Below are 12945 nucleotides of genomic sequence, written 5' to 3'. Positions count from 1 at the left end.
TCCCCCGCCTCCCCTCCTTCCCTCCCCCGCCAGCCCCCCCCCCCCCCCCCCCACACCCCCGCCCCCCGAAACCGGCAGCCAAAGCAAAGCGAGAGCGAGCCCGCACCCGCACCCGCACCCGCACCCGCACCCGCACCCGCAAAGCGAAGCAAGCCCCCCCGACCCGCCCAAGCACAGCGCAGCGACCCCGCAGGGAGACCCCGTGCCCCAAGACCTCCCCCTCCAGGCCCGCACCTGGCTGGCCGAGGACCCCGACCCGGACACCCGCGCGGAACTCGCCGCCCTGATGAAGGCCGAGGACTGGGACGAGTTGAGGTCCCGCTTCGCCGGCACCCTCCAGTTCGGCACCGCCGGCCTCAGAGGCGAACTCGGCGCCGGCCCCCTCCGGATGAACCGCTCCGTGGTGATCCGCGCCGCCGCCGGCCTCGCCGCCCACCTGAACTCGGACCCCGCCACCGCCGGCGGCCTGGTGGTGATCGGCTACGACGCCCGCCACAAGTCCGCCGACTTCGCCCGCGACACCGCCGCCGTGATGACCGGTGCGGGCCTGCGCGCCGCGGTCCTCCCCCGCCCCCTGCCCACCCCCGTGCTCGCGTTCGCCATCCGGCACCTCGGCGCGGTGGCCGGGGTGGAGGTCACCGCGAGCCACAACCCGCCCCGGGACAACGGCTACAAGGTGTATCTGGGCGACGGCTCCCAGATCGTCCCGCCCGCCGACGCGGCCATCGCCGCCCGGATCGCCGAGGTCGGCCCGCTCCCCGGGGTGCTGCGCCCGACCGAGGGCTGGACGGTGCTCGGCGAGGACGTACTGGACGCCTATCTGGCCCGTACGGACGCCGTACTGGCGCCCGGCTCGCCCCGCACCGCCCGCGTCGTCTACTCCGCGATGCACGGCGTCGGCCGCGACACCCTGCTCGCGGCGTTCGCCCGCGCCGGCTTCCCGACCCCCGTACAGGTGGCCGAACAGGCCGAGCCCGACCCGGAGTTCCCCACGGTGGCGTTCCCGAACCCGGAGGAGCCGGGTGCGATGGACCTGTCCTTCGCCACCGCACGCCGTACCGCGGCCGAGGGCACGCCCGCCGACCTGATCATCGCCAACGACCCGGACGCGGACCGCTGCGCGGTGGCCGTGCCGACCCCCGAAGCGGACGGCGGCTGGCGGATGCTCCGCGGAGACGAGGTCGGCGCCCTCCTGGCAGCCCACCTCACCGACCGCCCCACCGAACCGGTCCCCGGAACCGAAGCCGGAACCGCCCCCCACCCCCCCGTCTTCGCCGAATCCATCGTCTCCTCCTCCCTCCTCGCCCGTATCGCCGCGGCCGCCGGCGTACGCCACGAGGAGACCCTCACCGGCTTCAAGTGGATCGCCCGGGTCGAGGGCCTCCGCTACGGCTACGAGGAGGCTCTCGGCTACTGCGTCGACCCCGACGGGGTACGCGACAAGGACGGCATCACCGCGGCCCTGCTCGTCGCCGAACTGGCCTCCGTCCTCAAGGGGAAGGGCCGCACCCTCCTCGACCTGCTGGACGACCTCGCGGTGGCGCACGGCCTGCACGCCACCGACCAACTCTCCTTCCGCGTCGCCGACTTGGCCGTGATCGAGAACGCCATGCGCCGCCTCCGCGCACACCCGCCGACCGAACTGGCGGGCCTGCGGGTGACCCGCGCCGAGGACCTCTCCCGGGGCACGGACCGCCTGCCGCCCACCGACGGCCTGCGGTACACGCTGGACGGCGAGTTCACCGCCCGAGTGATCGTCCGCCCCAGCGGCACCGAGCCCAAGCTCAAGTGCTACCTGGAACTGGTCCTCCCCGTCCCCACCCCCCAGGACCTCCCCGCCATCCGCGCCCAGGCCAGGACCCACCTCACCACCCTCAAGTCCGCCTTCACCCAAGCCGCGGGCCTCTGACCCGGCGAACCACCCGAACCACCTGAACCACCTGAACCACCTGAACCACCTGAACAAGAACAAACCGACCCAGAACGAACCCGCCCCCGTCAGAGGCGACTCGTCCCCTCGGGTGATTTCCGCCGCCCGGGCCACGGCACACACACACCGCCCCACTCCCCGGAGGCAGGCTCCACGGGCAGATACCCGCGCCCCTGGAGCCTCCCCCGTGACCTACCGCCCCCCGTCCGCATCCCCCTCCGGCACGCGCACCGGCGGCACCGCACCCGCCGGCGGCACCGGCGCCGCCGCACCCCGTACCGGTGCCACCCGGGCCGCCCCGCCCCGCCGCCGTACCCTGCGCGACGCCCTGCTGAAGTCGCTGCGGCGGGCCGCCCCCGCGCTGGCCGCGTATGTCGGGGTGCGGCTGGTGGGGCTGCTGGTGCTGCGGCACTGGACCAGCTCGCTCCGGATGGACATGTGGCCGATGCTGTCCGAGGAATGGGACAGCGTCTGGTACGCGCGGATCGCCACCGAGGGCTACGCGCACACCCTGACCCGCCACAGCGACCTCGCCTTCTTCCCGCTGTTCCCGATGGCGTCCCGGGCCCTGCACACCCTCACCCCGGCCTCGGTGACCGGCGCCGCGTTCGGTATCGCGGTGGTGTCCTCACTGGCCGCGGCCTGGGGCGTGTTCGCGGTCGGCGACAAGCTGTACGGGCGGCGGGTGGGCATCCTGCTGGCGGTGCTGTGGGCGGCGCTGCCGACGGCCACCGTGCAGTGGATGGGGTACACCGAATCACTGTTCACGGCACTGGCCGCCTGGTCGCTGTACGCGGTGCTGACGGGCCGCTGGGTGTGGGCCGGTTCGCTGGCGGCGCTGTGCGGGCTGACCCGGCCGACGGGGGCGGCGGTGGCGGGCGCGGTCGCGGTGACGGGCCTGCTGACGCTGCGGCGCCACTTCTCCGGCCGGGTCCTGGCCGGCACCCTCCTCGCCCCGCTGGGCTGGCTCGGCTATCTCGCCTGGGTGGGGGTGCGGCTGGGCCGCTGGGACGGCTACTTCGCGGTGCAGGAGCGGTGGCACAACCAGTGGGACGGCGGCGCCGTGACCTGGCACTGGCTCAGCGAACTCTTCACCGTGCAGCCGAGACCCCAACTCTGGCTGGTGGTGGTGGCGTCGACGCTGATCGTGAGCACCCTGCTGTTCCTGCTGTCGGTGGCCGACCGGCAGCCGCTGCCGCTGCTGCTCTTCACCGGGCTGCTGCTGCTGATCACCCTGGGCAGCGGCGGCGTCTTCACCCCGCGCGCCCGCTTCCTGATGCCGGGCTTCCCCCTGCTGCTCCCCATCGCCCTGGTACTGGCCCGCGCCAGCCGCCGGTACGCGGTGGTGACGGTGGGCGGCGCGGTGGCCTGCTCCGCGTACTGGGGCGCGTATCTGCTGATCGTCTGGCGGGGCTCGCCCTGAGAAGCACCCCCTGAGCCCCCGGCGTTCCGCTCAACCCGTCGCGAGCAGCACGATCAGCAGGACGAGCCCGGCGAGTACCGGCCCGTGGAACTCCCAGGCCCAGCGCACCACGGGCTCCCCCTGCGCGCCGGGGCTCGCGGCCCGCGCCTCCTGGAGTTCGCGCAGGTCGTCCATGGTCTTGTCGGTGGGCGCCCGGGTCGGATCGACCCCGGGGCGCTGCGCGGTACGGGCGCCGCGACCCAACTGCCCGCCCCCGGCCACCCGCCCCCGCCCGTCCCGCGTACCGCCGCCGGGCCGCGCCGCACCCTGCTCGGCCCGCACCCGCTCGCGTCCGGCCTTCTTACGGGCCCGCAGCGAGACGGGCAGCGCCCACATCTGGTACTTGGTGCCGGCCTGGTCGAAGACCTCGTTGGTGTAGCCGGAGCGGAGTCCGGAGACGGCGGACCAGGGCAGGGTGATGGTGCGGAACGGGTTGCGGACGCGGAGCCGGTTGTCGTTGACGTACACCGCGGGGCGCAGGGTGAAGGCGGCGATCAGCGGGAGGAGGCAGAGCAGCACGGCGAGCGCGACCCACGGGGTGCGGCCCTCGCCGCGGACCACCGCGTCGATGCCGAGCCAGCCGACGAGTGCGAGCAGCGCCACCCCGCCGCCGATCGCGGTGGACGACCTGAACACCCGGTCGGCGAAGGCCGGTTCGGCGTCGCCCGCCTCCGCCTTGGGTTCCGCCTTCGGTTCCGCCGCCTCGGACCGGCCCGCGGACGCAGGGGGTTGCTGCGGTGCGGGGGTGCTCTGCTGCGATGCGGGGGAGTCGCTCTCCGGCTGTGCAGGGGTCTCCTGCTGCGGGCCGGTGGACCCCGGCTTCGGGTCGGGCGTCGTCATGCTGCGATTGTGCCCGACCGCGCACCGCCTCCGGAATCCCGGCCGCCGCACCGCCCCCGCGCACTCCGTTCCGCCGCCCTCCTCTGTCCCGATCCGCCCCTTGTCCAGCCGCTACGCGCGTAGATATGCTCCCCTCGTGACCATGCCCACCACCGCTCAAGCGCAGCCCGCGCCGGACGCCTTCGCCGAGGTGGCGTCGTCCGGCAGCACCCTGCGCCGATTCCTGCACGGCCTGCCGGGCGTCGACGCCGTCGGCCTGGAGGCCAGAGCCGCCTCGCTCGGCACCCGTTCGATCAAGACCACGGCCAAGGCCTACGCCCTCGACCTGGCGATCTCCATGATCGACCTGACCACCCTGGAGGGCGCGGACACCCCGGGCAAGGTCAGGTCGCTGGCCGCCAAGGGCGCCCACCCGGATCCGACGGACCGCTCCGCGCCGCGCGTCGCCGCCCTCTGCGTCTACCCGGACATGGTGGCCGTCGCCAAGGAGGCCGTCGCCGGTACCGGCATCCGCGTCGCCTCGGTGGCGACCGCCTTCCCCGCGGGCCGGGCCGCCCTGGAGGTGAAGCTGGCCGACGTCCGGGAGGCGGTGGCCGCCGGGGCGGACGAGATCGACATGGTCATCGACCGCGGTGCCTTCCTGGCCGGGGACTACCTCAAGGTGTACGAGGAGATCCGCGCCGTGAAGTCGGCCTGCGGCACAGCCCGGTTGAAGGTCATCTTCGAGACGGGCGAGCTGTCCACGTACGACAACATCCGCCGTGCGTCCTGGCTCGGCATGATCGCGGGCGCCGACTTCATCAAGACGTCCACCGGCAAGGTCGGGGTGAACGCCACCCCCGCGAACACCCTGCTGATGCTGGAGGCGGTACGCGACTTCCGCGCCCAGACCGGGGTCCAGGTCGGGGTGAAGCCGGCCGGCGGCATCCGCACCGCCAAGGACGCCGTGAAGTTCCTGGTGCTGGTGAACGAGACGGCGGGCGGGGACTGGCTGGACAACCACTGGTTCCGTTTCGGCGCCTCCTCCCTCCTGAACGACCTGCTGATGCAGCGCCAGAAGCTGACCACCGGGCGCTACTCCGGCCCCGACTATGTGACGGTGGACTGAGATCCCATGACCAACGACAAGTCGCAGGCCGCGCAGCAGCGCACCGGCTCCAAGCCGAAGAAGACCGCGAAGGCCGCGCAGCCCGCCAAGGCGAAGCAGGCCCCCAAGGCGAAGCAGGCCCCCAAGGCGAAGCAGACCGCCGCGAAGCCGCAGCCGAAGCCGAAGCCGGCCGCCGCGCACAAGCAGCCGCCGGCCCCCGCCTCCGCCCCCGTACCGCGCTCCGCCGCCGCCTCCCCCTTCGACTACGCGCCCGCGCCCGAGTCCCGTTCGCATGTGGACCTCGCGTCGTCCTACGGGCTGTTCATCGACGGCGAGTTCGCCGAGGCCGCGGACGGGCGGGTGTTCAAGACCGTCTCGCCGTCCACCGAGGAGGTGCTCTCCGAGGTCGCGCGGGCCGGTGCGGCGGATGTGGAGCGGGCGGTGCAGGCGGCCCGCCGGGCGTTCGAGGGCTGGTCGGCGCTGCCGGGTTCGGAGCGCGCCAAGTACCTCTTCCGGATCGCCCGGATCATCCAGGAGCGCTCGCGGGAGCTGGCCGTCCTGGAGACCCTGGACAACGGCAAGCCGATCCGGGAGACCCGGGACGCCGATCTGCCGCTGGTGGCCGCGCACTTCTTCTACTACGCGGGCTGGGCGGACAAGCTGGAGCACGCCGGGTTCGGAGCGGCCCCGAAGCCGCTGGGGGTGGCGGGCCAGGTCATCCCGTGGAACTTCCCCCTGCTGATGCTGGCCTGGAAGATCGCCCCGGCGCTCGCCACCGGCAACACCGTCGTGCTGAAGCCGGCCGAGACCACTCCGCTGTCCGCGCTCTTCTTCGCGGACATCTGCCGTCAGGCGGGGCTGCCCAGGGGCGTCGTCAACATCCTGCCGGGTTACGGCGACACGGGCGCCGCGCTGGTCGGCCACCCGGACGTGGACAAGGTGGCGTTCACCGGTTCCACCGCCGTCGGCAAGGCCATCGCGCGGACCGTCGCCGGTACCCGCAAGAAGCTCACCCTGGAGCTGGGCGGCAAGGGCGCCAACATCGTCTTCGACGACGCGCCCGTGGACCAGGCGGTCGAGGGCATCGTCACCGGCATCTTCTTCAACCAGGGCCAGGTGTGCTGTGCGGGCTCCCGGCTGCTGGTGCAGGAGTCCGTCGCCGAGGAGGTGCTGGACTCCCTGAAGCGGCGCCTGTCCACGCTCCGCATCGGTGATCCGCTCGACAAGAACACCGACCTCGGGGCGATCAACTCGGCCGAGCAACTGGCCCGGATCACCGCGCTGGCAGAGACGGGCGAGGCGGAGGGCGCCGAGCGCTGGACCGCCCCCTGTGAACTCCCGTCCGCCGGCTACTGGTTCGCGCCCACCCTCTTCACCGGCGTCAGCCAGGCGCACACCGTGGCGCGGGACGAGATCTTCGGCCCGGTGCTCTCGGTGCTGACGTTCCGCACTCCGGAGGAGGCGGTGGCGAAGGCCAACAACACGCAGTACGGCCTGTCGGCGGGCATCTGGACGGAGAAGGGCTCCCGCATCCTGGCGGTGGCGAACAAGCTCCGCGCGGGCGTCGTCTGGTCCAACACGTTCAACAAGTTCGACCCGACCTCGCCCTTCGGCGGCTACAAGGAGTCGGGCTTCGGCCGCGAGGGCGGCCGCCACGGTCTGGAGGCCTACCTCGATGTCTGAGCGTGACCGTACGGAGACGCGGGACCGGCAGCGGCTGGGCGTCTTCAAGACCTACAAGCTGTACATCGGGGGCAAGTTCCCCCGCAGCGAGAGCGGCCGGGTGTACCAGGTGACGACGGGAAGCACGGCGTCCGGAGCGGCGGGCGAGGGCGGCGGCGAGTGGCTGGCGAACGCGCCGCGCGCCTCCCGCAAGGACGCCCGGGACGCGGTGGTCGCCGCCCGCAAGGCCTTCGGCGGCTGGTCCGGGGCGACGGCGTACAACCGCGGGCAGATCCTGTACCGGATCGCGGAGATGCTCCAGGGGCGGCACGAGCAGTTCGCCGCCGAGGTCGCCGAGGCCGAGGGCGTCTCCCGGGCGCGGGCCGCGGCGCAGGTGGACGCGGCGATCGACCGCTGGGTCTGGTACGCGGGCTGGACCGACAAGATCGCCCAGGTGGCGGGCGGCGGCAACCCGGTCGCGGGCCCGTTCTTCAACCTCTCCTCGCCGGAGCCGACGGGTGTGGTCGCGGTACTCGCCCCGCAGGACTCGGCGCTGCTGGGCCTGGTCTCGGTACTGGCACCGGTGATCGCCACCGGCAACACGGCGGTGGTGGTGGCCGCCGAGCGGTGCCCGCTGCCGGCGCTGTCCCTCTCGGAGGTGCTGGCCACCTCCGATCTGCCGGGCGGTGTGGTCAACATGCTGTCCGGGCGCACCGCGGAGATCGCCGCCCCGCTCGCCGCCCACCAGGACGTCAACGCGATCGATCTGACGGGCGCCGACGCGGGCCTCGCCCAGGAGCTGGAGGTCGCGGCGGCGGACAACCTGAAGCGGGTCCTGCGCCCGCGGCCCGCGGACACCGCGCGGGACTGGACGGCCGACCCGGGCATCCACCGCCTGACGGCCTTCCTGGAGACGAAGACGGTCTGGCACCCCACCGGTTCGCTGGGCGCCTCCGGCTCGGCGTACTGAGACCGGACACGACGCGACCGAGCCGGCACGGTGTGCCGGCCCGGTCGCGGGCGGTTCGGTATCGCCATCGTCAACTGCCAAGCACACGCGGGGGCTTGGCGGCCGCAGCGGGTGGCGCGCGGCTCAGCGGGTGAGGAGGCCGGCCGCCTGGCCCACCACGGGCAGGGTGCTGACCGAGCCGCCGCCGGTCACCAGCCCGGTCACCGCCTTGGTGGAGACGGGCTTGAAGTCGGCGATCTGGGTGCCGAGTCCGTTGTCCAGCGGGTCGACCCCGGTACCGGCGAGCGGGTCGAGGGTCAGCTCGGTGACGGGCCCCACGGCGTGCCCCACGGAATCCGTCAGCACCCGCCCCGCGGCGGGCACATCGACCTGGCCGGCCGAAGTCGGCTGCCCGCCGGAGCCGTTGGCGGCCGGCTCGTCCGCGGCGGCGGCCCCCGCCCCGGCCCCGAGCGCCACCCCGGCGGCCGTCAGAGCAAGTCCCGCCCGCAGTACGGCACTTCGGGCGGCGGGGGTGTGGGGGGCTGCGTGTCGTGCGCTACGGGCCATGGGTGCCACCTGTCCAGCCGGTTGGGTAATCGGACGCTTACTAAGGGTAGTTGAGAGCGTAGTGGAGCGTGACCGGGTCGGCCAAAGTCGACCCGCGGTCTCGGCCGGGCGGCCCGGATGCCGCACACTGGTATCTCGTGACTTCGCATCCCCCGATACCCACCCGGGTCGTGCTGCTGTGCGGGCCGTCCGGCACCGGCAAGTCCTCCTTCGCCACCCGCAGCGGTCTGCCCGTCCTCGCCCTGGACGACTTCTACAAGGAGGGCGACGACCCCACGCTGCCGCTGGTGCCGGGCACTTCGGACACCGACTGGGACGCACCCGCCGCCTGGGACGCCGAGGCCGCGCTCGCCACCGTCACCGCACTCTGCCACCAGGGCCGCGCCACGGTGCCGGTGTACGACATCTCGCGCAGCGCCCGCACCGGTGAGCGGACGCTGGACGTCGAGGGGGCGCCGCTCTTCATCGCGGAGGGCATCTTCGCCGCGGAGATCGTGGCGCGCTGCCGCGCGGCGGGGCTGCTGGCGGACGCGCTGTGCCTGCGCGGCCGGCCGTCGACCACCTTCCGCCGCAGGCTGCTGCGCGATCTGCGGGAGAGCCGCAAGCCGGTGCCGTTCCTGCTGCGTCGGGGCTGGTGGCTGATGCGGGCCGAGCGCCAGATCGTCGCGCACCAGGCGGAGTTGGGCGCCCACCCGTGCACCCGGGACGAGGCGCTGTCCCGGCTGACCGCGGCCGCCGAGTCCCACCGCCCCGGTACCGGACCCGCCGCCGCCCGGCCCGACCGCGACCACACCCCCGCCGCGGGCTGAGGCCGGAAGGCACGGCACAACAGCGAAGCAGGACCGGATGGACCCCCCGTCCCTCCGGTCCTGCTTCTTCGTCCGCGGCTTCGGCTTCTCCCCCGTGAGCCGCGTCCCCCCGTGTTCCCCCGTTCCCCCGTACTGCCGGGCCCTTTCCCCCGTGCTCTCCCCCTGCGGGCCCGTAATCCTCAGGCGACCAGTTCGCCGAAGGACTCCTCCTGGTCACGGCCGAAGCTGAGGACCTCGTCCTCGCGCAGCCGGCGCAGCGAGCGCCAGATGCTGGACTTCACCGTGCCCACGCTGATGTCGAGGATGTCCGCGATCTCCGGGTCCGTGCGGCCCTCGTAGTAGCGCAGGACCAGCATGGTGCGCTGGAGTTCGGGCAGCCGGGCGAGCGCCTGCCACAGCACGGCGCGCAGCTCGGTGCCGCGCATCGCGTCCGTGTCACCGGCGGTCTCCGGCAGTTCCTCGGTCGGGTACTCGTTGAGCTTGCGCCGCCGCCAGGCGCTGATGTGCAGATTGGTCATGGTGCGGCGCAGATAGCCGCCGACGGCCGCCTTGTCACTGATCCGGTCCCAGGCCCGGTACGTGGAGAAGAGGGCGCTCTGGAGGAGGTCCTCCGCCTCGTAGCGGTCCCCGGTGAGGTGGTAGGCGGTGGCGTACAGGGAGGACCGGCGCTCCCGGACGTAGGCGGTGAACGCCGCTTCGGCGTCCGCCGTCCCGCCCCCGGAACGCTCCCCCGGGCCGTACACGGCTCCCCCGTGAGCCTCCCCCTGGTGCGCGTCGACCACCGTCATGTACCCGGCGTGCTGACGCCCGGTGCCGCGAGCGCACCCCCGCCCTCCCCCGAGCTCTCGGCTCCGTTCGAGCAGGGAGGTACCCCGATCAGCACCGGACTTCTCGTACTTGCCGGAGCTCCGCTGAGCGGCGTCGTGCAGGCGCGTGACCACTGCGCTCGTGGTGGTGCTGTGCAGCGTGCTCATCTCGCGCCCCCCGTCGTTGGAGTTCCGGTTCCGTGCTGTGGACAGAACTCTGCACGGGCCACTTCATCGGGTTGTCTGCCGACTGTCACAGGCCTGTCACAGGGGTCCCCGGGCCCGTCGTGGCGCCCACCGCAGGCCCCGGGACGGGTCCGCCGGGGGCGCGGGTTTGTGGGGGGATGCCGGGGTGCCAAGGCGGAGGTTGTGGAGGGGAGGTCGATACATGGCGGCACCATGGGCCAGAATGTGACTCGTGCCTTCCCTGTTGCTGATCGAGGACGACGACGCCATCCGTACGGCCCTGGAGCTGTCGCTGACGCGGCAGGGCCACCGGGTGGCGACCGCTGCCACCGGTGAGGACGGTCTGAAGCTGCTGCGCGAGCAGCGGCCGGACCTGATCGTGCTGGACGTGATGCTGCCCGGGATCGACGGCTTCGAGGTGTGCCGCCGGATCCGCCGCACCGACCAGTTGCCGATCATCCTGCTCACCGCGCGCAGCGACGACATCGACGTGGTCGTGGGTCTGGAGTCCGGTGCCGACGACTATGTGGTGAAGCCTGTCCAGGGCCGGGTGCTGGACGCCCGGATCCGGGCGGTGCTGCGCCGCGGGGAACGCGAGGCCAATGACTCGGCGTCGTTCGGCAGCCTGGTCATCGACCGGGCCGCGATGACCGTCACCAAGAACGGCGAGGACCTCCAGCTCACGCCGACCGAGCTGCGGCTGCTGCTGGAGCTGAGCCGGCGGCCGGGGCAGGCGCTCTCCCGCCAGCAGTTGCTGCGCCTGGTGTGGGAGCACGACTACCTGGGCGATTCCCGGCTGGTCGACGCCTGTGTGCAGCGGCTGCGCGCCAAGGTGGAGGACGTGCCGTCCTCGCCGACCCTGATCCGCACGGTGCGCGGAGTCGGATACCGGCTGGACACCCCTCAGTGACGGATTCGCTGGACGAGACCCCCGGCCGCCCCGCCGACCCGGACCCCGCCCCCGACGCCCCCGGACCCGCACCGGAGAAGGCGGGCAGGCGCGAGGAGATACGCGCCGAGGCACGGGCGCGGCGGCGCCGGCGCAGCACCAGTCTGCGGCTGCGGCTGGTGGTGGTCTTCGGCCTGGTCGCGCTCACCGCCGCGGTCTCCGCCTCCGGCATCGCGTACTGGCTGAACCGCGAGGCGGTGCTGACCCGCGCGCAGGACGCCGCGCTCAACGACTTCGAGCAGGAGCTCCAGACCCACGCCGGGGTGCTGCCGCCGCATCCCACGCAGGACGAACTGGAGCACAGCGCACGGCAGATGGCCAGCACGGGCCAGCACTTCACGGTGCTGCTGATCTCCGTCAACGACCACGGCGAACCGGTGGCCGGCACCTCCGACCTGGACGCCTTCACCCTCCAGGACGTTCCGCGGGCGCTGCGCAAGGCGGTCGCGAAGAAGCAGCCGGGCGGCAAGGGCGCCGGCGTCTACCACCTGTACTGGCAGCGGATCAGCGACCACGGCACGCCGTATCTGGTGGGCGGGGCGCGGATGAGCGGGGACGGGCCGACCGGCTACATGCTGAAGTCGCTGGAGCCGGAGGCCAAGGACCTGGGCTCGCTGGCCTGGTCGCTGGGGATCGCCACCGCGCTGGCCCTGATCGGTTCGGCGCTGCTGGCGCAGGCCGCGGCGACGACCGTACTGAAGCCGGTGCACCGGCTGGGGGTGGCGGCGCGGCGGCTCGGCGAAGGCAAGCTCGACACCCGGCTGCGGGTCTCCGGCACCGATGAACTGGCCGAGCTGTCACGGACGTTCAACCGGGCCGCGGAGTCCCTGGAGAAGCGGGTCGACGACATGAGTGCGCGGGAGCAGGCCTCGCGCCGCTTCGTCGCCGACATGTCGCATGAGCTGCGCACCCCGCTCACCGCGATCACCGCCGTCACCGAGGTGCTGGAGGAGGAGCTGGACGCCGAGACCGGCGGTATCGACCCGATGATCGAGCCCGCGGTACGGCTGGTGGTGAGCGAGACCCGGCGGCTGAACGACCTGGTGGAGAACCTGATGGAGGTCACCCGCTTCGACGCGGGCACCGCCCGCCTCGTCCTGGACGACGTGGATGTGGCCGACCAGATCACCGCCTGTATCGACGCCAGGGCCTGGCTGGACGCGGTGGAGCTCAACGCGGAGCGCGGCCTGATCGCCCGGCTCGACCCGCGCCGCCTCGATGTGATCCTCGCCAACCTCATCGGCAACGCCCTCAAGCACGGCGGCTCCCCGGTCCGCGTCTCGGTCAGCACGGCCCCCGCCCCCGGTACGGCGGGGCCGGGCGGCAGCGGGGACGCGGGCGACATCGTCATCGCGGTACGGGACCACGGGCCGGGCATCCCGGAGGAGGTCCTGCCGCATGTCTTCGACCGCTTCTACAAGGCGAGCGCGTCCCGCCCGCGTTCCGACGGCAGCGGACTCGGGCTGTCCATCGCCATGGAGAACGCCCGCATCCACCGCGGTGCGATCAGTGCCGCCAACTCCCCAGAGGGCGGCGCCGTCTTCACCCTCCGCCTGCCCCGCGACACCGCCGACCCGGACGACCCGCGCGAGGCCGAAGCCCCCGACGACGATCCCGGAGCCGGCGGCGTGAGCGCCGGGGGCGACCGGGACGGCGGCTCGGACGCGGAAGGGGCCGGCCGGTGAACGGCGAGACGAA

The 12945-nt window shown here is 73.2% G+C and carries 11 protein-coding genes; 8 read left to right on the top strand and 3 right to left on the bottom strand.

All coding sequences use genetic code 11. The features are described 5' to 3' along the window. Positions 1 to 202: 202 nt before the first annotated feature. Together ACFVST_RS16550 and ACFVST_RS16545 are read left to right on the top strand one after the other, a co-directional pair. Positions 203 to 1909 carry a phospho-sugar mutase gene (locus ACFVST_RS16550; protein WP_390151641.1) on the top strand — a complete coding sequence of 569 codons (1707 nt, stop codon included), beginning with the start codon at positions 203 to 205 and terminating at the stop codon, positions 1907 to 1909. A 208-nt stretch (positions 1910 to 2117) separates the two neighbouring features. Then, on the top strand, positions 2118 to 3353 hold the full coding sequence (locus ACFVST_RS16545; RefSeq protein ID WP_390151639.1) for a hypothetical protein: 1236 nt from the start codon (positions 2118 to 2120) through the stop codon (positions 3351 to 3353). A gap of 30 nt (positions 3354 to 3383) precedes the next feature. On the opposite strand, the gene ACFVST_RS16540 is transcribed toward ACFVST_RS16545, so the two are convergent. Then, positions 3384 to 4232 (bottom strand): PH domain-containing protein, encoded by an 849-nt coding sequence (locus tag ACFVST_RS16540; RefSeq protein WP_390151636.1) that lies wholly within the window; start codon positions 4230 to 4232, stop codon positions 3384 to 3386. 142 nt (positions 4233 to 4374) lie between these two features. On the opposite strand from ACFVST_RS16540, the gene deoC reads away from it, so the two are divergent. From deoC to ACFVST_RS16525, 3 genes are read left to right on the top strand one after another with little or no spacing between them, the layout of a single operon-like run. Beyond that, entirely contained in the window at positions 4375 to 5340 is a 966-nt protein-coding gene (deoC, locus tag ACFVST_RS16535; protein ID WP_390151651.1) for a deoxyribose-phosphate aldolase, read from the top strand. A 6-nt stretch (positions 5341 to 5346) separates the two neighbouring features. Beyond that, entirely contained in the window at positions 5347 to 7002 is a 1656-nt protein-coding gene (locus ACFVST_RS16530) for an aldehyde dehydrogenase family protein (RefSeq protein ID WP_390151633.1), read from the top strand. Beyond that, complete coding sequence (locus ACFVST_RS16525; RefSeq protein WP_390151631.1) at positions 6995 to 7951, top strand: aldehyde dehydrogenase family protein; 957 nt, start codon at positions 6995 to 6997, stop codon at positions 7949 to 7951. The genes ACFVST_RS16530 and ACFVST_RS16525 overlap by 8 nt, the downstream gene beginning before the upstream one ends. Before the next feature lie 123 nt (positions 7952 to 8074). On the opposite strand, the gene ACFVST_RS16520 is transcribed toward ACFVST_RS16525, so the two are convergent. Further along, the gene (locus tag ACFVST_RS16520; protein ID WP_390151628.1) at positions 8075 to 8497 is read right to left on the bottom strand and encodes a hypothetical protein; all 423 of its coding nucleotides are present in this window, start codon (positions 8495 to 8497) and stop codon (positions 8075 to 8077) included. 137 nt (positions 8498 to 8634) lie between these two features. Here ACFVST_RS16520 and ACFVST_RS16515 point away from each other — a divergent pair, with 137 nt between their 5' ends. Then, positions 8635 to 9306 (top strand): ATP-binding protein, encoded by a 672-nt coding sequence (locus tag ACFVST_RS16515; protein WP_390151625.1) that lies wholly within the window; start codon positions 8635 to 8637, stop codon positions 9304 to 9306. A 179-nt stretch (positions 9307 to 9485) separates the two neighbouring features. Here ACFVST_RS16515 and ACFVST_RS16510 read toward each other — a convergent pair whose 3' ends face one another. Next, positions 9486 to 10280, bottom strand: a complete 795-nt coding sequence (locus ACFVST_RS16510; RefSeq protein ID WP_390151622.1) for a SigE family RNA polymerase sigma factor — start codon at positions 10278 to 10280, stop codon at positions 9486 to 9488. A 250-nt stretch (positions 10281 to 10530) separates the two neighbouring features. Between ACFVST_RS16510 and afsQ1 the strand changes: the two genes are divergently transcribed. Next, positions 10531 to 11208: a two-component system response regulator AfsQ1 gene (afsQ1, locus tag ACFVST_RS16505; RefSeq protein WP_289921935.1), complete on the top strand. Its 678-nt coding sequence runs from the start codon at positions 10531 to 10533 to the stop codon at positions 11206 to 11208. After that, positions 11205 to 12932: an ATP-binding protein gene (locus ACFVST_RS16500; protein ID WP_390151618.1), complete on the top strand. Its 1728-nt coding sequence runs from the start codon at positions 11205 to 11207 to the stop codon at positions 12930 to 12932. The genes afsQ1 and ACFVST_RS16500 overlap by 4 nt, the downstream gene beginning before the upstream one ends. The last annotated feature ends 13 nt before the right edge of the window (positions 12933 to 12945 follow it).

Source organism: Streptomyces sp. NPDC058045, assembly GCF_042885635.1.
Taxonomy (GTDB): Bacteria; Actinomycetota; Actinomycetes; order Streptomycetales; family Streptomycetaceae; genus Streptomyces.
The sequence above is the reverse complement of the archived record's forward strand: the minus strand, read 5'-3'. Positions and strand labels throughout refer to the sequence as shown.

Coding starts and splice junctions, on each gene's coding strand:
- ACFVST_RS16540 (WP_390151636.1), bottom strand. CDS start 4,232: ATGACGACGCCCGACCCGAAGCCGGGGTCCACCGGCCCGCAGCAGGAG.
- deoC (WP_390151651.1), top strand. CDS start 4,375: ATGCCCACCACCGCTCAAGCGCAGCCCGCGCCGGACGCCTTCGCCGAG.
- ACFVST_RS16530 (WP_390151633.1), top strand. CDS start 5,347: ATGACCAACGACAAGTCGCAGGCCGCGCAGCAGCGCACCGGCTCCAAG.
- ACFVST_RS16525 (WP_390151631.1), top strand. CDS start 6,995: ATGTCTGAGCGTGACCGTACGGAGACGCGGGACCGGCAGCGGCTGGGC.
- ACFVST_RS16520 (WP_390151628.1), bottom strand. CDS start 8,497: ATGGCCCGTAGCGCACGACACGCAGCCCCCCACACCCCCGCCGCCCGA.
- ACFVST_RS16510 (WP_390151622.1), bottom strand. CDS start 10,280: ATGAGCACGCTGCACAGCACCACCACGAGCGCAGTGGTCACGCGCCTG.